Raw genomic sequence first — 18,141 nt, forward strand, 5'->3', positions numbered from 1 at the left:
CCGGCACCCCGACGCGGACCCGGCGCGACGCGGAACGGCGGGTGGCGGGCCGACGCGGCGCGGGCCGGCGAGTGGCGGGTCGGCGCAGCACGGCGCGAAACACCCGCGCGCTCAATTTCCCATTATTCACGCCTAAAGGGACAAATGCTCCTACCCTGGCGACATGGTGTATCGGTACGAGTCCGATGAGGACGAATTCATGGAGTACCCGGAGCCCGGGTCCGACCGGTCGGTGCTCGGTGCCGGTCCGCCTCCCCCCGCCGGTCCCTCCCCCTCGCGCTTCCCGACGCCGTCGCTCTCCCGCGGCGATCGGCTCGCGCTGCCCTCGACCGGCCCGGAGACGATCCGCGAGGCGGCCGACGTGCCGCCGCCGGCCGCCCAGCCGGAGACGTACTCGCAGCTCCGGCCGCACGCGCAGTCGCACGAGCGGGTACCCCCGCCGGCCGCCCCCGCCGCCGCGCGGCGCGGCGGCGGTCGGCTGTGGCAGGTCGTGATCGGCGGCGCGGCCGTGCTGGCGCTGCTCGCACTCTGCGGCCTGAGCGCCGCCGCCCTGCTGGTCGAGCGGGACGAGACCCCGCAGGCCACGCCCACCGCGCAGCCCACCGTGGCCGAGTCGGCCGACGCCGAGGCACACGATCTCGACTCCCGCGACACCGACCAGGCGCCGCTGACCGCCAAGGAGCTCTTCCCGGGCAAGCAGCTCGCCGTGGCCGACGGGGAGCCCGCCTACCGGGTGCTGAAGACGCACTCCAGCGCCAGCTGCGCGGTGGCGGCCACCGGGGAGGTCGCCGACCTGCTGCTCCGCCTCGGCTGCAACCAGGTGGTCCGCGCCACGCTGCGGACGCCCGACGGGGAGCACCTGGTCACCGCCGGGCTGTTCAACCTGACCGACCGGGCGAACGCCGAGCGCGCCCGGGACCGCATCCGGCAGTCGCTCGACGAGCGGGAGGGCCGGTTCCGGGGCATGGCGGCCGACGAGGAGAGCGAGGCCGTGGCCACCGCCCCGGCGCGCGTCGGCTGGCAGGTACGCGGCCACTACCTCGCGTACGCGGTGGTCGCCCGCAGCGACGGTGAGGCGATCAGGTCCGGCGACACGAAGGCGCGGGAGATCCTCTTCGACATGATCGAGCTGCATCTCAACCGGGGCGTGCTGGAGCGGCGCGCGGACGGCGGGACGGCCGGCCAGCCGACCGACGAGAGCACGAACCGGACCGGCACGCAGGACGGGGGCGAGCTGCCCGGCGAGTGACCGCGGCGCGACGGGTACGGGTGCGTGAGCCGGTGGCCCGCGCACCCGTGCCCGTCCGGAACTGCGCACCGGTGCCCGCTCACCCCTGGGGTACGACCCGGTGCGCCCGGAGCAGGTCGAGCATCCGGTCGTGCGGCACCGCGTACCTGACCCGTCCCCTGAAGCCGACGGTGGTGCCCGCCATGAACAGCGAGTTCAGCAGCGCCTCCTCCACGGCCTCCAGCACCGCCGCGAAGACGGGCTCCAGATCCGACTCGGGCGCGGCCGGCGTCTCCGTCCCGGCCGTGGAGAACGCCAGCGCGTAGTCGCCGCTGCCGCCGGCGAAGTCCGAACCCACCCGGGCCATCGCGAAGACGGCCCGTCGGGCGACGCGCCCGAGCTGCCGCGCGTCGAGTCGGCCGTCCGTGGCGACCACGATGACGCAGGAGTTCCCGGGCGGCTCGGGCCGGTGCGACAGCGGCGGGGCCGGCACCCCCACCTGCTCGGGTCGGACCGGCACCCCCGACACCCGCAGCACCCCCGAGAAGTTGGTCTGCACGAGCACGCCGACGGTGACCGTGCCGCGGGACGTCGGGGCGAGCCGCGAGGACGTCCCGACACCGGCCTTGAAGCCGAGGGCCGCGGTGCCCGTACCGGCGCCGACGGCGCCCTCCGCGGGCAGTCCGCCACGCGCCTCCTCCAGCGCGCCGAGGACGTGTTCCGCCCGTACCGGCCGGGCCCGGATGTCGGAGAGCAGCCCGTCGTTGGTCTCCGCCACCACGGGGTTCAGCGACTCGACCGCCTCCCGGCCGGGCTGCCGGAGCATGTAGGTGACCAGCGCGTCGGCGGCACGGAACGTCGACAGGGTCGCGGTCAGCACCACGGGAGTCTCGATCTCGCCCAGCTCGGTCACCTGGGTGGAGCCGACCATCTTGCCGTGCCCGTTGCCGACGAAGAGTCCCGCCGGCAGCGCCCGACGGCCGGTCAGCTGCTCCGGCACGACGGCCGTCACCCCGGACCGGATGCTGTCGCCGTCGAGCAGCGTGGTGTGGCCGACCCGCACGCCGGGCACGTCGGTGACGGCGTTGAGCGGTCCCGTCGGCATCGTCCCGACGACGACGCCGAGTTCCCGCGCGCGGCGAGGTTCCTGCACCACTTCCACTCCTTCAGGTCGACGAGGCGCTGCCGGGGAGGTCGCCCGGAGCCGCGCCGGCAGCGGCCGGCGGAGCGGCCACCTCGGCGGTCAGCCCTCCACGGGTACGCGCAGCCGCCGGGTCGCCTCGGCCCGGCGGGCGTACTCGGCCGGGTCGTCGGGGTAGCCGACCGCGACGAGGGTGAGCCCGTGGGCCGGCGCCACCGTCACCTCGCTGGAGCGTTCCCGGCGGGTCAGCAGGCTGCCCGGCCACTCGACCGGCCGGCGACCGTCCCCGGCGACCAGCATCGCGCCGACCAGGCTGCGCACCATCGCCTGGCAGAACGCGTCGGCCTGCACGGTGGCGACGAGGATGCCGTCGGGCTCCCGCCGCCAGTCCAGCCGGGTCACCGCGCGCAGGGTGGTGGCGTGCTCCTTGCGCCGGCAGTACGCGGCGAAGTCGTGCTCCCCCACCAGCCCGGCGGCCGCGGCGTTCAACGCGCCCAGCTCCAGCGGCCTCGGCCAGGCGAGGATCTCGTGCCGGCGCAGCGGCTCGGCACCCCAGGGCGCGTCGGTGACCCGGTACTCGTAGCGGCGGAACGTCGCCGAGAAGCGCGCGTCGAAGTCCGCCGGCACCTCGGCCATCGCGCGTACCCGGACATCGGTCGGGAGCAGCCGGGCCAGCCGGCGCAGCAGCCGCCCCTCGTGCTCCCGCCACACGGCGACGGGGAGGTCGACGTGGCAGACCTGCCCGCTGGCGTGCACCCCGGCGTCGGTGCGGCCCGCCACGGTCAGCCCGCTCGCCGTGCCCGCGCCGAGCACCAGGTCGAGGGTCTGCACGAGCACCCCGGCCACCGTGCGCCGCTCCGGCTGGGCCGCCCAGCCGGAGAAGCCCGACCCGTCGTACGCGACGTCCAGCCGCAGCCGGGTGCGCTCGTCCACTCGTACCTCCGCCTCACGGGATCGGGCCCGGCACCCCACGAAGGGGTGCCGGGCCCGACGGTGGCCTGGATCAGGCCTTGTCGTTCTCGCCGGCCTCGTCGCTGTCCTCGCGGGCGGCGGCGGTGTCGCCGGACGCCGACACGGGCGGCTCGGCGTCCTGGTCGCCCGAGTCCGACTTCGGGGCCTCCTCGGCCGGGGCGAGCGCCTCGACCTTGTCCTGCTGCGCGGCCTTGCGGGCCGCGGTCTTCTTGTTCGCCTTCGGCTCGGCGACCTGGAGCTCCTCGACCAGCTCGATGACCGCCATCGGCGCGTTGTCACCCTTGCGCGGACCGGTCTTCACGATCCGGGTGTAGCCACCGTTGCGGGTGGCGAACCGGGGCGCGATCTGGTCGAACAGGGCGTAGACCACGTCCTTGTCCTTGACGACGCCCAGCACCCGCCGGCGCGACGCCAGGTCGCCTCGCTTGGCCTTGGTGATGAGCTGCTCGGCCAGCGGACGCAGCCGCCGGGCCTTCGTCTCGGTGGTCTTGATCTTGCCGTGCTGGAACAGCGCGGTGGCCAGGTTCGCCAGCATCAGCCGCTCGTGCGCGGGGCTGCCGCCGAGGCGGGGGCCCTTGGTGGGCGTGGGCATGCTTGGTGCTCCTCAGGTGTGGCGGCAGCGCGGACTAGAGCTGCTCGGTCTCGCGGTAGTCGTCGGTGTCGTAGTCGGCCTCGCCGAAGCTGTCCACGACGTGCGCCGGATCGAAGTTCGGGGCCGAGTCCTTCAGCCCCAGACCCATCCCGGCGAGCTTCATCTTGACCTCGTCGATCGACTTCTGACCGAAGTTGCGGATGTCGAGGAGGTCGGCCTCGGTACGCCCGATGAGCTCACCAACGGAGTTGATGCCCTCGCGCTTGAGGCAGTTGTAGGAGCGGACGGTCAGGTCCAGCTCCTCGATCGGCAGCGCCAGGTCCGCAGCGAGCTGGGCGTCCTGCGGGGACGGCCCGATGTCGATGCCCTCGGCGGTCTCGTCCAGCTCGCGAGCCAGGCCGAAGAGCTCCACCAGGGTCGAGCCGGCGGAGGCCAGCGCGGTACGCGGGCCCATCGACGGCTTGGTCTCGACGTCGATGATCAGCCGGTCGAAGTCGGTCCGCTGCTCGACACGGGTCGCCTCGACGCGGTAGGTCACCTTCAGCACCGGCGAGTAGATCGAGTCGACCGGGATCCGGCCGATCTCCGCGCCGGCCTGCTTGTTCTGCGCCGCCGTGACGTAGCCGCGACCCCGCTCGACGGTCAGCTCCATGTCGAGCCGGCCCTTGCCGTTGAGGGTGGCGAGCTTCAGGTCCGGGTTGTGCACCGAGACGCCGGCCGGCGGCTGGATGTCCCCGGCCGTCACGTCGCCCGGGCCCTGCTTGCGCAGGTACATGCTGACCGGCTCGTCGTGCTCGGAGCTGACGCAGAGCTCCTTGACGTTCATGACGAGCTCGACCACGTCCTCCTTGACGCCGGGGATCGTGGTGAACTCGTGCAGCACGCCGTCGATCTTGATCGAGGTGACCGCCGCACCCGGGATCGACGACAGCAGCGTGCGCCGCAGCGAGTTGCCCAGGGTGTAGCCGAAACCGGGCTCCAGCGGCTCGATGGTGAACCGGGACCGGGTCTCGTTGATCGACTCCTCGGAGAGAGTCGGTCGCTGGCTGATGAGCATGTCTTCTCTTCTCTTCCGGGGCGCCCGCCATATGACGCCCACGACAAAGTGTTCCGGTGGCCCGCCCCGTGAGGGCGGGCCACCGCAACGAGCTCCGACTACTTGGAGTAGAGCTCGACGATCAACTGCTCCTGGACCTGCGTGTCGATGACCTGCCGGGCCGGGAGCGAGTGCACGAGGATCTTCATCTGGCTGGGGATCGCCTCCAGCCAGGCCGGCACCGACCGCGAACCGGCCTGAGCCTGCGCCACCAGGAACGGGGTGAGCTGCTTGCTCTTGCCCCGCACCTCGATGATGTCGTGCTCCTTGACCCGGTACGACGGGATGTCGACCTTCTTGCCGTTCACCATGAAGTGACCGTGCTTGACCAGCTGACGGGCCATGTCCCGGGAACCGGCGTAGCCGGCCCGGTAGACCACGTTGTCCAGCCGCGACTCGAGGATCTGCAGGAGGACCTCGCCGGTCTTGGCCTTCTTGCCCACGGCCTCCTCGTAGTAGCCGCGGAACTGCTTCTCCAGCACGCCGTAGACACGGCGGGCCTTCTGCTTCTCACGAAGCTGGAGCAGGTACTCCGTCTCCTTGGTGCGGCCGCGGCCGTGCTGCCCGGGCGGGAACGGCCGGGACTCGAACGGGCACTTCGGGCCATCGCACTTGCTGCCCTTGAGGAACAGCTTCATCTTCTCCCGCCGGCAACGGCGGCAGTCAGCACCGGTGTAACGAGCCATCTCTCTCTAACCTCTCAGACCCGGCGACGCTTCGGCGGACGGCATCCGTTGTGCGGCTGCGGCGTGACGTCGGCGATCTGCCCGACCTCGAGCCCGGCTGCCTGCAGCGAGCGGATGGCGGTCTCCCGGCCGGAGCCGGGTCCCTTGACGAACACGTCGACCTTGCGCATGCCGTGCTCCATCGCCCGGCGCGCGGCGGCCTCGGCGGCCAGCTGCGCGGCGAACGGGGTCGACTTGCGGGAGCCCTTGAAGCCCACCTGGCCCGAGGAGGCCCAGGAGATGACCGCACCGGTCGGGTCGGTGATCGACACGATGGTGTTGTTGAAGGTGCTCTTGATGTGCGCCTGCCCGTGGGCGACGTTCTTGCGTTCCTTGCGCCGGACCTTCTTGACGGCGGCTCCGGCACGAGCCTTCGGTGGCATAAGTCTGTGCGCTCCTAGTTACTTCTTGCCGGGCTTCTTCTTGCCGGCGACGGTCCGCTTCGGGCCCTTCCGGGTCCGCGCGTTGGTCTTGGTCCGCTGGCCACGCACGGGCAGGCCCCGGCGGTGCCGGATACCCGCGTAGCAGCCGATCTCGACCTTGCGGCGGATGTCAGCGGCGACCTCGCGGCGCAGGTCGCCTTCAACCTTGTAGTTGCCCTCGATGTGATTACGGAGCTGGACCAGCTCCTCATCGGTGAGGTCCCGAACGCGCTTGTCCGGCGAGATGCCGGTCTCGGCGAGCGTCTCCAGGGCGCGGGTGCGACCGACCCCGAAAATGTAGGTGAGCGCGATCTCCATCCGCTTTTCGCGGGGGAGGTCGACGCCGACTAGACGTGCCATGTGCGGGCGTACTCCTCGTGGTGTTAGTGCGGAGGTGTGGACCCGTCCCACCCCGCTACCGACCGCTCCGCCACCGGCGTCGTACGCCGGCGACCGCGAACGGCCGTGCCCGAGCGGGCCCCGGCCTCCGACCGGGGGTCAACCACGCAGTGGTACGCGACGCGCACCGCCCGCGGCTGGGACGAGCATGTGATTCGTTGTCGGGATCCGCGGCCCGGACCGATTCGACCGACCGTCTTCACACGGTCGGTCGGAACTGGTTCAGCCCTGGCGCTGCTTGTGGCGCGGGTCGGTGCAGATGACCATGACCCGGCCGTGCCGGCGAATGACCCGGCACTTGTTGCAGATCCTCTTGACGCTCGGCTTGACCTTCACGGTTGCCTTACTTCCCATCTGGCCCGACGACGCGCCGAGGCGCGACACCGGACGTCGAAGACGGACACGGGGACGACCCGGCCGCCGTCAGGCTTACTTGTAGCGGTAGACGATGCGCCCGCGGGTCAGGTCGTACGGCGAGAGCTCGACGACGACCCGGTCCTCCGGCAGGATGCGGATGTAGTGCTGCCGCATCTTGCCGCTGATGTGAGCCAGCACCTTGTGGCCGTTCGCGAGCTCCACCCGGAACATAGCGTTCGGCAGGGGCTCGATGACCCGACCCTCGATCTCGATGGCTCCGTCTTTTTTCGGCATGTCCTCCGCTGTCCTGACGTCGGTTGCTCCGGACGGCTCACAACGTCTTACACGGGCCACCAATCAAGATCGGAATGCCCGCGCCAGCCGCGGCTCCGACTCCCACCGAAGCGCGTGGTGGGCATGCCGGAGTGGACGCTGTGCGCCGATCTGAAAGTGTACGCCCGCCTGCGCGCCGCCGCCAAACCGGCCACCGTTCGGTGCGGCGAACCGGACAGAATCCGCCATTCAGGCAGCCGCGCCGGGCCGCCGCTCCCGCTCGGCGGCCGTCAGCTCACGGGCCTCGCCCTCGGCGTCGGTCAGCTCGCGGTCCTCGCCCTCGGCGGCCGTCAGCTCACGGGCCTCCCTGCCGTCCCGCTCGGCGGCCGTCAGCTCGCGCTTCGCCGCCCACCGCCGCGGCTCGCCGCCGGCGAGGCCGCCGATCGTGCCCACCAGGAGCACCGCTCCCCAGGGCCCGGCCACCCAGGCCGGCCAGAAGTAGAGCAGGTCCGAGGCGAGGACCGAGGTCACCGCCCAGATGGCCGACACGATCGCCACCACCCGGAGGTAGGGGGACCAGAGATCGGCCAGCCAGCGCCACGTCACGGCCGCCGGGGCACGGCCCACAGCCGGTGCGGCCGCGGCCGGGGTCGTCACGAGGTCCGGCGCCGGCAGGTCGGCCACCAGCGCGTCCAACTCGCCGTAGGTCCGCGCGGCGTAGGCGCGCTGCAACCGCTCGTCGTACTCGTGCAGATCGAGCCGGCCCTCGTCGACCGCCACCCGCAGCCGGTCGGCCACCGCCTGGCGGTCCGCGTCGGCGGCCCGCATCCCGTCGCGTCCGTCCATGCCCGCAAGCATGCCACCGCCCCACCAGCGGGGCCTCCCGCGCGGCCGGCGGAGCGGCGGGGGTCAGCGCGTGGGCGAGCCGGCCGGCTGGCGGGAGGTGACGAGTTCCCCGAGGCGGCCCCGTCCGCCGTCGGGCGCGGTCAGCACCCAGACGCCGTCCGGGAGCAGCGCCATCGTGTGCTCCACGTGCACCGCCATCGACCGGTCCCGGGTGACCACGGTCCAGCCGTCGGAGAGTTCGACGGTCCGGGGCGAGCCCATCGTGATCATCGGCTCGATCGCCAGCGCCATCCCCGGCACCAGGCGCGGGCCCTTGCCCGGCCGCCCGTGGTTGAGCACGTGCGGGTCCTGGTGCATCTCGGTGCCGATGCCGTGCCCGCCGTAGCCGTCGACGATGCCGTACCGGCCGCCCTTGCGTACCGCGTCCTCCACGGCGTGCGAGATGTCGGTGAGCCGGCCCTTGCCGCTGGCCGCGCCCCGCGCCGCGGCGGCGATGCCCGCCCACATGGCGTCCTCGGCGACGGCGGCCATCTTCAGCAGCGCCGGGTCGACCTCGCCCACCCCGACGGTGATCGCGGCGTCGCCGTGCCAGCCGTTCAGCACCGCGCCGCAGTCGATGGAGATCAGGTCGCCCTCGCGCAGCACCTGCTCCGGCCCCGGGATGGCGTGCACGACCTGCTCGTTGACGGAGGAGCAGATCGACGCCGGAAAGCCGTGGTAGCCCTTGAACGAGGGGGCGGCACCCGCCTCGCGGATGGTCGACTCGGCGATGGCGTCCAGGTCGGCGGTGCTGACCCCGGGGGCGACCGCCTCCCGCATCCGACGCAGCGCCTCGGCCACCACCAGCCCGGCGGCGCGCATCTTCTCGATCTGGTCAGGGGTCTTCAGCTGGATGTCCAGCTGGGGACGACGCATGGAGCCGTACCTTTCGTTGCCGAAGCCGAAGAGCGGGGCACGTCCGACGTACCCCGCTCTTCGCACTCTATCCGCCGGTACCCGGCGGGACGTCAGCCGCCGTACGAGCGCAGGGCGTCGATGGCGCGGACGGTGACGTCCTCCACCGGGCCGGTGGCGTCGATGCCCACCAGCTTGCCCTGGGCGCCGTAGTAGTCCACCAGCGGCGCGGTCTTGTCCGCGTACTCCCGCAGGCGGGTCGCGATGGTCTCCGGCTTGTCGTCGTCGCGCTGGAAGAGCTCGGCGCCGCACCGGTCGCAGATGCCGTCACGGGTGGTGGCGTCGAACTCGACGTGCCAGATCTTGCCGCAGCCCCGGCAGGTACGCCGGCCGGAGAGTCGCCGGATCACCTCGTCGTCGTCGACGACCAGCTCCAGCACCAGGTCCAGCGCGGTGCCCAGGTCGGCGAGGAGCTTGTCCAGCGCGGCGGCCTGCGGCGTGGTGCGCGGGAAGCCGTCGAGCAGGAAGCCCTCACCGGCGTCCGGCTCGGCGAGCCGGTCCCGGACCATGTTGATCGTCACCTCGTCGGGCACCAGCTCGCCGGCGTCCATGTAGCGCTTCGCCTCGACGCCGAGCGGGGTGCCCTGCGAGACGTTCGACCGGAAGATGTCGCCGGTCGAGATCTTCGGAACCGAGAGGTGCGCGGCGATGAACTCGGCCTGCGTGCCCTTGCCCGCACCAGGCGGACCAACCAGAACGAGTCTCATCTACCGCAGGAACCCTTCGTAGTTCCGCTGCATCAGTTGGCTCTCGATCTGCTTGGTCGTCTCCAGACCGACGCCAACCATGATCAGCACAGCGGTGCCGCCGAACGGGAAGTTCAGGTACTGCTGCTTGTCCAGCCAGATGAAGAAGAAGTTCGGCAGGATCGAGATGATGCCCAGGTAGAGGGCGCCCGGCAGGGTGATCCGGCTGAGGATGAAGTCGAGGTAGTCGGCGGTCGGCTTGCCGGGGCGGATGCCCGGCACGAAGCCGCCGTACTTCTTCATGTTGTCCGCGACCTCGGTCGGGTTGAACGTGATCGAGACGTAGAAGTACGTGAAGAAGATGATCAGCAGGAAGTAGACCGCGATGTAGATCGGGCTGGTCGGGTCGACCAGGTTGTTCTGGATCCACGCCTGGGTCTTGCCCGGGTTGTTCTGGTCGAAGAACTGCAGCGCCAGCTGGGGCAGGTAGAGCAGCGACGAACCGAAGATGACCGGGATCACACCCGCCTGGTTCACCTTCAGCGGGATGTAGGTCGAGGTGCCGCCGTACATCCGCCGGCCGATCATCCGCTTGGCGTACTGCACCGGGATCCGGCGCTGCGCCTGCTCGATGAAGGTGACCGCCGTGATGACCACCAGGACCAGCGCGATGACGAGCAGGAACTTGCCCCAGCCGCCGGTCTGCTTGATCTGCCAGCCCTCGCTGGGCAGCCGGGCGGCGATCGAGGTGAAGATGAGGACGGACATGCCGTTGCCGACGCCCCGGTCGGTGATCAGCTCACCGAGCCACATCACCACGCCGGTGCCGGCGGTCATCGTCATGACCAGCAGGGTGAGCGTCAGCCAGTCCGGGATCCCGGTCCCCTCGGGGATGATCGGGAACTGGTCGCACTGGTTGTTGAAGAGCTGCCCGGAGCGGGCCAGCGCCACGAACGCCGACGCCTGGAGGACACCCAGGCCCAGGGTCAGGTACCGGGTGTACTGGGTGATCTTCGCCTGGCCGGCCTGGCCCTCCTTGCGGAGCTGCTCCAGCCGGGGGATGACCACCGTCAGCAGTTGCAGGATGATCGACGCGGTGATGTAGGGCATGATGCCCAGCGCGAAGACCGAGAGCTGCAGCAGCGCTCCGCCGGAGAAGAGGTTGAGCAGGTTCATCACGCCGGTGGAGCCGTTCTCCATCGCGTCGATGCACTTCTGCACGTTGCCGTACGAGACGCCCGGGCTGGGCAGCGTCGCCCCGAGCCGGTAGACCGCGATGATGCCTACTGTGAACAGCAGCTTCTTGCGCAGGTCAGGCGTACGGAACGCACTGAGAAAGGCGGACAGCAACTTCTTCCTCCTGCGCGAGGCGGGCCGCCGGTGATCCCTGGCGGGGCGGGTTGGGTGCCGGGCGAGTGCCCGATATCCATGGCTGGGAAGGGACTCTAACAGCCCGATCCCCGTCCGGGCAGGTGTGCCCGGCTACATAAACCGAATCCGATGTTACCCGGCGCACACGCGCCCGGGCAGAGCATGGCGCCCGCCCAGTTTGGACAACTGAGCGGGCGCCAGGGAACGTCAACCCCTACAGCTCGGTGGCGGAGCCACCGGCGGCGGCGATCTTCTCCTTGGCCGACGCGCTGAACGCGTGCGCCGACACCTGGAGGGCGACCCCGCCGAGGTCGCCGGTGCCGAGGACCTTGACCGGGTGGCCCTTGCGGACCGCGCCGGCCTCGACCAGCTCCAGCGGGCCGACCTGGCCGCCGTTGGGGAACAGTTCGGCGAGCCGGTCCAGGTTGACCACCTGGAAGACCACCTTGAACTTGTTCTTGAAGCCCTTCATCTTCGGCAGGCGCATGTGGATGGGCATCTGCCCACCCTCGAACGCCGCCGAGATGTTCTTGCGGGCCTTGGAACCCTTGGTACCGCGACCGGCGGTCTTGCCCTTGGAGCCCTCACCGCGACCCACGCGGGTCTTCGCGGTCTTGGCACCGGGCGCCGGGCGCAGGTGGTGGACCTTGATCGTCATTACTCGACCTCCTCGACCTTCACGAGGTGGTTGACCGTGAAGATCATGCCGCGGATCTCCGGACGGTCCTCCTTGACCACCACGTCGTTGATCCGCTTGAGACCGAGCGAACGCAGCGAGTGACGCTGGTTCTGCTTGGTCCCGATCTCGGACCGGACCTGGGTGACCTTCAGGCGAGCCATCAGGAAGCCACCCCCGCCCGCGACGCCAGCATGGCGGCCGGCGCGACGTCCTCGACCGGCAGACCACGCCGGGTGGCGACGGCCTCGGGGGACTCGAGCCCCTTCAGCGCCGCCACGGTGGCGTGCACGATGTTGATGGGGTTCGACGAGCCGAGGCTCTTGGAGAGCACGTCGTGGATGCCCGCGCACTCCAGCACGGCGCGCACCGGACCACCGGCGATGACACCCGTACCGGCCGAGGCCGGCTTGAGCAGCACCACACCGGCGGCGGCCTCACCCGTCACCGGGTGCGGGATCGACGCGGCGATCCGCGGCACCTTGAAGAAGTGCTTCTTGGCCTCCTCGACGCCCTTGGCGATCGCCGCGGGCACCTCCTTGGCCTTTCCGTAGCCCACGCCGACGGTGCCGTCGCCGTCGCCCACGATCACCAGGGCGGTGAAGCTGAAGCGACGACCGCCCTTCACGACCTTGGCGACGCGGTTGATCGCGACGACCCGCTCGAGGTGCGGGGTCTTCTCGACGGGCGCGTTTCCGCGGCCGCCCTCACGGCGGTTGTCGCGGCGACCACCCTCGTTGCCACCGGACCCGCCGCCACGGCGCTGTTGACCTGGCATCAGCAGCCTTCCTTATCTCTCGTGACGGGGTTTCTAGAACTCGAGCCCGGCTTCGCGGGCGGCGTCGGCAAGCGCGGCGACCCGCCCCGCGTACCGGTTGCCACCGCGGTCGAAGACGACCTTGGAGACGCCGGCGGACTTGGCCCGCTCGGCGAGCAGCGCGCCGACCTTGCCGGCGAGGGCGCTCTTGTCGCCCTCCGTCCCGCGCAGCGAGGCGTCCAGGGTCGAGGCCGACGCCAGGGTGTGCCCCTTGGTGTCGTCCACGATCTGGGCGACGATGTGCCGCAGGGAACGGGTGACCACGAGGCGGGGACGCTCGGCGGTGCCGCTGATGTTCTTGCGGACCCGGAAGTGCCGGCGCGCACGCCCGACGGCGCGCTTGGCGGCGACGCCGCTGCGGCGCTTGAGCAGCGTGGCGCTCACTTCTTACCTGCCTTTCCAGCCTTGCGGCGGATGACCTCGCCCTGGTACTTCACGCCCTTGCCCTTGTAGGGCTCCGGCGGGCGGATCTTCCGGATGTTGGCGGCAACCTCGCCGACGAGCTGCTTGTCGATGCCGGCCACGTGGAACAGCGTCGGCCGCTCCACCGTGAAGGTGATGCCGTCCGGCGCCTCGACCAGCACGGGGTGCGAGAACCCGAGCGCGAACTCCAGGTCCTTGCCCTTGGCGGTCACGCGGTAACCGGTGCCGGCGATCTCCAGGCTCTTGCGGTAGCCCTCGGTGACGCCGACGATCATGTTGGCGACCAGGGTACGGCTGAGGCCGTGCAGTTCCTTGGCCTTGCGCTCGTCGTTCGGGCGGTTGACGTTCAGCTGCCCGTCCTCGGCCCGCTCGACCTTGATCGGCTCGGCCAGGGTGTGCGAGAGCTCGCCCTTCGGGCCCTTGACCTTGACGGTCTGCCCGTCGATCGTGATGTCGACGCCGGCTGGTACCGGGATCGACCTACGTCCAATACGCGACATTTCTACCTGTCTCCCGTTACCAGACGAAGGCGAGGACTTCCCCGCCAACGCTCCGCTTGCGGGCCTGCCGGTCGGTGAGCAGCCCCTGGGACGTCGAAATGATCGCCACGCCCAGCCCGCCGAGCACCCGCGGGAGCCCGTCCGACTTGGCGTAAACCCGCAGGCCGGGCTTGGACACGCGCTTGATGCCGGCCAGGCTCCGCTCGCGGCTCTGGCCGTACTTCAGCTCGACGACCAGTCGCTTGCCGACGGCGCCCTCCTCGGGCTCCTCGACCGACCAGGTGGCGATGTAACCCTCGGCCTTGAGGACCTCGGCGATGTTCGCCTTGATCTTCGAGTAGGGCATCGTCACCCGGTCGTGGTACGCCTGGTTGGCGTTACGCAGACGCGTGAGCATGTCTGCGATCGGGTCGGTCATCGTCATGGATTTCGTCAGCCTTTCTCGCCGGGGTTCCCGGGGCCTTCCGCCCCGGGCCTACGGCGAAGAGCAATACGTGATCGGTGCAAGGGGTCCCGGCACGGAGCCGGGACGCGGTCGCCCTTACCAGGAGGCCTTGGACACGCCCGGCAGCTCACCGCGGTGGGCCATCTCCCGGATGCAGACCCGGCAGAGCCCGAACTTGCGGTAGACCGCCTTGGGACGCCCGCACCGCTGGCAGCGGGTGTACGCGCGAACCGAGAACTTCGGCTTCGCGGCCGCCTTGATGATCAGCGCCTTCTTGGCCATCTCAGTTCTCCTTGAACGGGAAGCCCAGGAGCTTGAGCAGCGCCCGGCCCTCGTCGTCGGTCGTGGCGGTCGTGACCACCGTGATGTCCATGCCCCGCTGCCGATCGATCTTGTCCTGGTCGATCTCGTGGAACACCGACTGCTCGGTCAGACCGAACGTGTAGTTGCCGTGCCCGTCGAGCTTGCGCCCGTCCAGACCGCGGAAGTCACGGATACGCGGCAGCGCGATCGACAGCAGCCGGTCCAGGAACTCCCACATCCGGTCGCCGCGGAGGGTGACCTTCGCGCCGATCGGCATGCCCTCGCGGAGCTTGAACTGCGCGATGGACTTGGTCGCCCGCCGCACCTGCGGCTTCTGCCCGGTGATGGTGGCCAGGTCCCGGACGGCGCCGTCGATCAGCTTGGCGTCCCGGGCTGCCTCGCCGACACCCATGTTGACGACGATCTTGACCAGCCGCGGCACCTGCATGGGGTTGCCGTAGCTGTGCTGCTCCTGCAGCCGCGCCACGATCTCGTTGCGGTACCGCTCCTTGAGGCGCGGCATGGTCTTGGTTTCGGTAGCCGTGGTCATCACAGGTCCTTACCGGTGCTACGCGCGATGCGGACCTTCTGGCCGTTTTCGTCGAACCGGTAACCGACGCGGGTCGGCTTGCCGTCGGAGTCCAGAACCTGCACGTTCGAGACGTGGATCGGGGCCTCCTGGGTGACGATGCCACCGGTCTTGGCGCCACGCTGGGTGGTGCTGATGCGGGTGTGCTTCTTGACCCGGTTCACGCCCTCGACCAGGACCTTGTCCTGCCGCGGGTAGGCCGCGATGACCTTACCCTTGGCACCCTTGTCCTTGCCGGCGATGACGACGACCGTGTCGCCCTTCTTGACCTTCACGGTCACAACACCTCCGGCGCGAGAGAGATGATCTTCATGAACCGCTTGTCCCGCAGCTCCCGGCCCACCGGGCCGAAGATGCGGGTACCGCGCGGGTCCCCGCCGTCCTTGATGATGACGGCGGCGTTCTCGTCGAAGCGAATGTACGAACCGTCCGGCCGACGCCGCTCCTTGGCGGTGCGAACGACGACGGCCTTGACGACGTCGCCCTTCTTCACACCCGCACCCGGGATCGCGTCCTTGACGGTCGCCACGATGACGTCGCCGATGCTCGCGTAGCGCCGACCGGAGCCACCGAGAACCCGGATGCACAGGATCTCCCGGGCACCCGTGTTGTCGGCGACGCGCAGTCGCGACTCCTGCTGAATCACGTCTATCTCCTATGTCTGCCGGTTCTCCGGCCGCGCTGGGCGGCCGGAGCCTGGCGGAACCCGCGCCCGGCTGACGCCGGGCGAGCTCGAGCCTTCGCTACTTGGCCTTTTCCAGGATCTCCACGATCCGCCACCGCTTGGTGGCGGACAGCGGCCGGGTCTCCATGATCATGACCCGGTCGCCGATGCCGGCGGTGTTCTGCTCGTCGTGCACCTTCAGCTTGCGGGTACGGCGCATGATCTTGCCGTACAGCGCGTGCTTGACCCTGTCCTCGACCTCGACGACGACGGTCTTTTCCATCTTGTCGCTGACCACGAGGCCCTCACGCACCTTGCGGCGGGCCCGCGCGGTGGCGGTGGTGGTGTTCTCGCTCATGATGCAGTCACCTCAGTCGGCGCGGCCGAGAGACCCAGCTCGCGCTCACGCATGATCGTGTAGATCCGGGCGATCTCCCGACGGATGACCTGCAGCCGCCGGTTGTTGTCCAGCTGGCCGGTCGCGGCCTGCACGCGGAGGTTGAACAGCTCCGCCTTGGCCTCGCGCAACTTCGTGACCAGCTCCTCCTCGGAGAGCTCACGCAGCTCGGAGGCCTTAACGCCCGCTGCCATCAGGATTCACCCACTTCGCGCGTAACAATGCGGCACTTCATCGGGAGCTTGTGGATCGCGCGACGCATCGCCTCTCGCGCGATCTGCTCGTTGGGGAAGGACATCTCGAAGAGGACCCGCCCCGGCTTGACGTTGGCGACCCACCACTCCGGCGAACCCTTACCGGAACCCATCCGGGTTTCCGCCGGCTTCTTGGTGAGGGCCTGGTCCGGGAAGATCGTGATCCAGACCTTGCCGCCACGCTTGATGTGGCGGGTCATCGCGATACGCGCCGACTCGATCTGGCGGTTGGTCACGTACGCCGGCTCGAGAGCCTGGATCCCGAACTCGCCGAACACCACCCGGTTACCACCCTTGGACGCGCCACTGCGGTCCGGGTGGTGCGGCTTGCGGAAGCCCTTCGGGGGCTTGCGCGGCATCAGCATCTGTCAGCCCTCCTGCTGCGTTTCTGCCGCGGCGGCGACGGCGGCGGGGTCCACCGCGTCACCGCTCGGCGTCTCGGCCTGCTGCGCGATGGTCGTCGCGGCGGCCCTGCCGGCCTCGGTGCCGCCGGCGGTCGTGCCGGCCGAGCCGGACCGACCACGGCGCGGCCGCTCGGGGCGGTCGCCGCGCTCACGGCGCGGGCGCGACGGCGCCTCGGCCGGGGTCTCCCGACCCGGCACCGCGTCGCCCTTGTAGATCCAGACCTTCACGCCGATCCGGCCGAAGCTCGTACGGGCCTCGAAGAAGCCGTACTCGATGTTGGCCCGCAGCGTGTGCAGCGGAACCCGGCCCTCGCGGTAGAACTCGGTCCGGCTCATCTCGGCGCCGCCGAGGCGACCCGAGACCTGGACCCGGATGCCCTTGCAGACCGGGTTCTTCATCGCCGACTGCATGGCCTTGCGCATCGCCCGACGGAAGCTGACCCGGCTGGAGAGCTGCTCGGCCACACCCTGTGCGACGAGCTGCGCGTCCGACTCGGGGTTCTTCACCTCGATGATGTTCAGCTGGACCTGCTTGCCGGTCAGCTTCTCGAGCTCGCCGCGGATCCGGTCGGCCTCCGCGCCCTTGCGGCCGATGACGATGCCCGGCCGGGCGGTGTGGATGTCGACGCGGACCCGGTCGCGGGTGCGCTCGATGTCGACCTTGGAGATGCCGGCGCGCTCGAGGCCCTTGGACATCATGCGGCGGATCTTGACGTCCTCGCCGATGTAGTCCTTGTAGAGCTTGTCCGCGAACCAGCGGGACTTCCAGTCGGTCGAGATGCCGAGCCGGAACCCGTGCGGGTGAACCTTCTGACCCATTACTCGGCGCCCTCCGTCTTGCTCTGCGTCTCGGCCGGCTCCGCCTGCTTCGCCGGGGCCGCCTTCTTCGCGGCGGCCTTCTTCGGCGCGGCCGGCGCCACCGCCTCGACCGCGACGGTGATGTGGCAGGTGCGCTTGCGGATCCGGTACGCCCGGCCCTGGGCCCGCGGCTGGAACCGCTTCATGGTCGGGCCCTCGTCCACGTACGCCTCGCTGACGAGCAGCGCGTCGGGGTCCAGCCGCTCGTTGTTCTCCGCGTTGGCGATCGCGCTAGCGAGCACCTTGTACACCTGCTCGCTCGCAGCCTGCGGCGCGAACTGCAGCACCGTGAGCGCCTCCTTCGCGGGCAGGCCGCGGACGAGGTTGACCACCCGGCGCGCCTTCATCGGCGAGATGCGCACGTGCCGCGCAACCGCCCGCGCGCCCGGAAGCACCGGAGCGTCGCCCTTTCCTGGCATCGCTGTAACCCCTTGTTCCTCTATCCGTATGCCCGCGGCGTCAGCGCCGACGGCTCTTCCGGTCGTCCTTCTCGTGACCCTTGAACGTACGGGTCAGCGCGAACTCGCCGAGCTTGTGCCCGACCATCGCCTCGGTAACGAACACCGGGACGTGCTTACGTCCGTCGTGCACGGCGATCGTGTGACCCAGCATCTCCGGGATGATCGTCGAGCGCCGCGACCAGGTCTTGATCACGTTCTTCGAGCCCTTGTCGTTCTGCGTCTCCACCTTCTTGAGCAGGTGGTCGTCGATGAACGGGCCCTTCTTCAGGCTGCGAGGCATGTCTTATC

General features: G+C 70.2%; 30 protein-coding genes. 1 reads left to right on the forward strand and 29 read right to left on the reverse strand.

The window, feature by feature from the left end; genetic code table 11:
• Positions 1-163: 163 nt before the first annotated feature.
• Positions 164-1,249: a hypothetical protein gene (locus V6V16_RS15445; RefSeq protein WP_334562733.1), complete on the forward strand. Its 1,086-nt coding sequence runs from the start codon at positions 164-166 to the stop codon at positions 1,247-1,249.
• 79 nt (positions 1,250-1,328) lie between these two features.
• Here the strand turns inward: V6V16_RS15445 and V6V16_RS15450 are convergent, their stop codons facing one another.
• The 29 genes from V6V16_RS15450 to rpsS all read right to left on the reverse strand — a co-directional run bounded on the left by V6V16_RS15450 (position 1,329) and on the right by rpsS (position 18,133).
• The gene (locus tag V6V16_RS15450) at positions 1,329-2,384 is read right to left on the reverse strand and encodes a P1 family peptidase (RefSeq protein ID WP_334562734.1); all 1,056 of its coding nucleotides are present in this window, start codon (positions 2,382-2,384) and stop codon (positions 1,329-1,331) included.
• 87 nt (positions 2,385-2,471) lie between these two features.
• Positions 2,472-3,302, reverse strand: coding sequence for a tRNA pseudouridine(38-40) synthase TruA (truA, locus tag V6V16_RS15455; RefSeq protein WP_334562735.1), 831 nt, complete (start codon positions 3,300-3,302; stop codon positions 2,472-2,474).
• A 70-nt stretch (positions 3,303-3,372) separates the two neighbouring features.
• Positions 3,373-3,933 carry a 50S ribosomal protein L17 gene (rplQ, locus tag V6V16_RS15460; protein ID WP_334562736.1) on the reverse strand — a complete coding sequence of 187 codons (561 nt, stop codon included), beginning with the start codon at positions 3,931-3,933 and terminating at the stop codon, positions 3,373-3,375.
• Positions 3,934-3,967: 34 nt separating this feature from the next.
• Positions 3,968-4,990: a DNA-directed RNA polymerase subunit alpha gene (locus tag V6V16_RS15465; protein ID WP_334562737.1), complete on the reverse strand. Its 1,023-nt coding sequence runs from the start codon at positions 4,988-4,990 to the stop codon at positions 3,968-3,970.
• Between the two features lie 98 nt (positions 4,991-5,088).
• Positions 5,089-5,715, reverse strand: a complete 627-nt coding sequence (gene rpsD / locus V6V16_RS15470; protein WP_334562738.1) for a 30S ribosomal protein S4 — start codon at positions 5,713-5,715, stop codon at positions 5,089-5,091.
• 14 nt (positions 5,716-5,729) lie between these two features.
• Entirely contained in the window at positions 5,730-6,137 is a 408-nt protein-coding gene (gene rpsK, locus V6V16_RS15475) for a 30S ribosomal protein S11 (RefSeq protein WP_020513613.1), read from the reverse strand.
• 18 nt (positions 6,138-6,155) lie between these two features.
• Positions 6,156-6,536, reverse strand: coding sequence for a 30S ribosomal protein S13 (rpsM, locus tag V6V16_RS15480; RefSeq protein ID WP_334562739.1), 381 nt, complete (start codon positions 6,534-6,536; stop codon positions 6,156-6,158).
• A gap of 261 nt (positions 6,537-6,797) precedes the next feature.
• Positions 6,798-6,911: a 50S ribosomal protein L36 gene (gene rpmJ / locus V6V16_RS15485; RefSeq protein ID WP_012184307.1), complete on the reverse strand. Its 114-nt coding sequence runs from the start codon at positions 6,909-6,911 to the stop codon at positions 6,798-6,800.
• A gap of 93 nt (positions 6,912-7,004) precedes the next feature.
• Positions 7,005-7,226: a translation initiation factor IF-1 gene (infA, locus tag V6V16_RS15490; protein ID WP_007073013.1), complete on the reverse strand. Its 222-nt coding sequence runs from the start codon at positions 7,224-7,226 to the stop codon at positions 7,005-7,007.
• A 228-nt stretch (positions 7,227-7,454) separates the two neighbouring features.
• On the reverse strand, positions 7,455-8,051 hold the full coding sequence (locus V6V16_RS15495; RefSeq protein ID WP_334562740.1) for a DUF1707 SHOCT-like domain-containing protein: 597 nt from the start codon (positions 8,049-8,051) through the stop codon (positions 7,455-7,457).
• A gap of 63 nt (positions 8,052-8,114) precedes the next feature.
• Positions 8,115-8,966, reverse strand: coding sequence for a type I methionyl aminopeptidase (gene map, locus V6V16_RS15500; RefSeq protein WP_334562741.1), 852 nt, complete (start codon positions 8,964-8,966; stop codon positions 8,115-8,117).
• Between the two features lie 92 nt (positions 8,967-9,058).
• Positions 9,059-9,712 carry an adenylate kinase gene (locus V6V16_RS15505; protein ID WP_334562742.1) on the reverse strand — a complete coding sequence of 218 codons (654 nt, stop codon included), beginning with the start codon at positions 9,710-9,712 and terminating at the stop codon, positions 9,059-9,061.
• On the reverse strand, positions 9,713-11,041 hold the full coding sequence (gene secY / locus V6V16_RS15510; RefSeq protein ID WP_334562744.1) for a preprotein translocase subunit SecY: 1,329 nt from the start codon (positions 11,039-11,041) through the stop codon (positions 9,713-9,715).
• A gap of 235 nt (positions 11,042-11,276) precedes the next feature.
• Positions 11,277-11,720, reverse strand: coding sequence for a 50S ribosomal protein L15 (rplO, locus tag V6V16_RS15515; RefSeq protein WP_334562745.1), 444 nt, complete (start codon positions 11,718-11,720; stop codon positions 11,277-11,279).
• Positions 11,720-11,902 (reverse strand): 50S ribosomal protein L30, encoded by a 183-nt coding sequence (gene rpmD, locus V6V16_RS15520; protein ID WP_334562746.1) that lies wholly within the window; start codon positions 11,900-11,902, stop codon positions 11,720-11,722. Before rpmD ends, rplO begins: the two co-directional genes overlap by 1 nt.
• Positions 11,902-12,516, reverse strand: coding sequence for a 30S ribosomal protein S5 (gene rpsE, locus V6V16_RS15525; RefSeq protein WP_334562748.1), 615 nt, complete (start codon positions 12,514-12,516; stop codon positions 11,902-11,904). Before rpsE ends, rpmD begins: the two co-directional genes overlap by 1 nt.
• A gap of 33 nt (positions 12,517-12,549) precedes the next feature.
• Positions 12,550-12,939 carry a 50S ribosomal protein L18 gene (gene rplR / locus V6V16_RS15530; protein WP_334562749.1) on the reverse strand — a complete coding sequence of 130 codons (390 nt, stop codon included), beginning with the start codon at positions 12,937-12,939 and terminating at the stop codon, positions 12,550-12,552.
• Positions 12,936-13,478, reverse strand: coding sequence for a 50S ribosomal protein L6 (rplF, locus tag V6V16_RS15535; RefSeq protein ID WP_334562750.1), 543 nt, complete (start codon positions 13,476-13,478; stop codon positions 12,936-12,938). The genes rplR and rplF overlap by 4 nt, the downstream gene beginning before the upstream one ends.
• Positions 13,479-13,494: 16 nt before the next feature.
• On the reverse strand, positions 13,495-13,902 hold the full coding sequence (gene rpsH / locus V6V16_RS15540; RefSeq protein ID WP_091242005.1) for a 30S ribosomal protein S8: 408 nt from the start codon (positions 13,900-13,902) through the stop codon (positions 13,495-13,497).
• A 117-nt stretch (positions 13,903-14,019) separates the two neighbouring features.
• Positions 14,020-14,205: a type Z 30S ribosomal protein S14 gene (locus V6V16_RS15545; RefSeq protein ID WP_007465272.1), complete on the reverse strand. Its 186-nt coding sequence runs from the start codon at positions 14,203-14,205 to the stop codon at positions 14,020-14,022.
• A gap of 1 nt (position 14,206) precedes the next feature.
• Complete coding sequence (rplE, locus tag V6V16_RS15550) at positions 14,207-14,776, reverse strand: 50S ribosomal protein L5 (protein ID WP_334562751.1); 570 nt, start codon at positions 14,774-14,776, stop codon at positions 14,207-14,209.
• The gene (rplX, locus tag V6V16_RS15555) at positions 14,776-15,096 is read right to left on the reverse strand and encodes a 50S ribosomal protein L24 (RefSeq protein ID WP_334562752.1); all 321 of its coding nucleotides are present in this window, start codon (positions 15,094-15,096) and stop codon (positions 14,776-14,778) included. The genes rplE and rplX overlap by 1 nt, the downstream gene beginning before the upstream one ends.
• The gene (gene rplN / locus V6V16_RS15560) at positions 15,093-15,461 is read right to left on the reverse strand and encodes a 50S ribosomal protein L14 (protein ID WP_007465279.1); all 369 of its coding nucleotides are present in this window, start codon (positions 15,459-15,461) and stop codon (positions 15,093-15,095) included. Before rplN ends, rplX begins: the two co-directional genes overlap by 4 nt.
• 97 nt (positions 15,462-15,558) lie before the next feature.
• Positions 15,559-15,837, reverse strand: coding sequence for a 30S ribosomal protein S17 (rpsQ, locus tag V6V16_RS15565; RefSeq protein WP_334562753.1), 279 nt, complete (start codon positions 15,835-15,837; stop codon positions 15,559-15,561).
• Positions 15,834-16,070, reverse strand: coding sequence for a 50S ribosomal protein L29 (gene rpmC, locus V6V16_RS15570; protein ID WP_007073028.1), 237 nt, complete (start codon positions 16,068-16,070; stop codon positions 15,834-15,836). The genes rpsQ and rpmC overlap by 4 nt, the downstream gene beginning before the upstream one ends.
• On the reverse strand, positions 16,070-16,495 hold the full coding sequence (rplP, locus tag V6V16_RS15575) for a 50S ribosomal protein L16 (protein ID WP_007465292.1): 426 nt from the start codon (positions 16,493-16,495) through the stop codon (positions 16,070-16,072). The genes rpmC and rplP overlap by 1 nt, the downstream gene beginning before the upstream one ends.
• 3 nt (positions 16,496-16,498) lie before the next feature.
• Positions 16,499-17,353 carry a 30S ribosomal protein S3 gene (rpsC, locus tag V6V16_RS15580; RefSeq protein ID WP_334562757.1) on the reverse strand — a complete coding sequence of 285 codons (855 nt, stop codon included), beginning with the start codon at positions 17,351-17,353 and terminating at the stop codon, positions 16,499-16,501.
• Positions 17,353-17,811, reverse strand: coding sequence for a 50S ribosomal protein L22 (gene rplV, locus V6V16_RS15585; RefSeq protein WP_091102565.1), 459 nt, complete (start codon positions 17,809-17,811; stop codon positions 17,353-17,355). Before rplV ends, rpsC begins: the two co-directional genes overlap by 1 nt.
• Before the next feature lie 40 nt (positions 17,812-17,851).
• On the reverse strand, positions 17,852-18,133 hold the full coding sequence (rpsS, locus tag V6V16_RS15590; RefSeq protein ID WP_088647003.1) for a 30S ribosomal protein S19: 282 nt from the start codon (positions 18,131-18,133) through the stop codon (positions 17,852-17,854).
• Between the last annotated feature and the right edge of the window lie 8 nt (positions 18,134-18,141).

Source organism: Micromonospora sp. CPCC 205561, from assembly GCF_036906775.1.
Lineage (GTDB): Bacteria > Actinomycetota > Actinomycetes > Mycobacteriales > Micromonosporaceae > Micromonospora.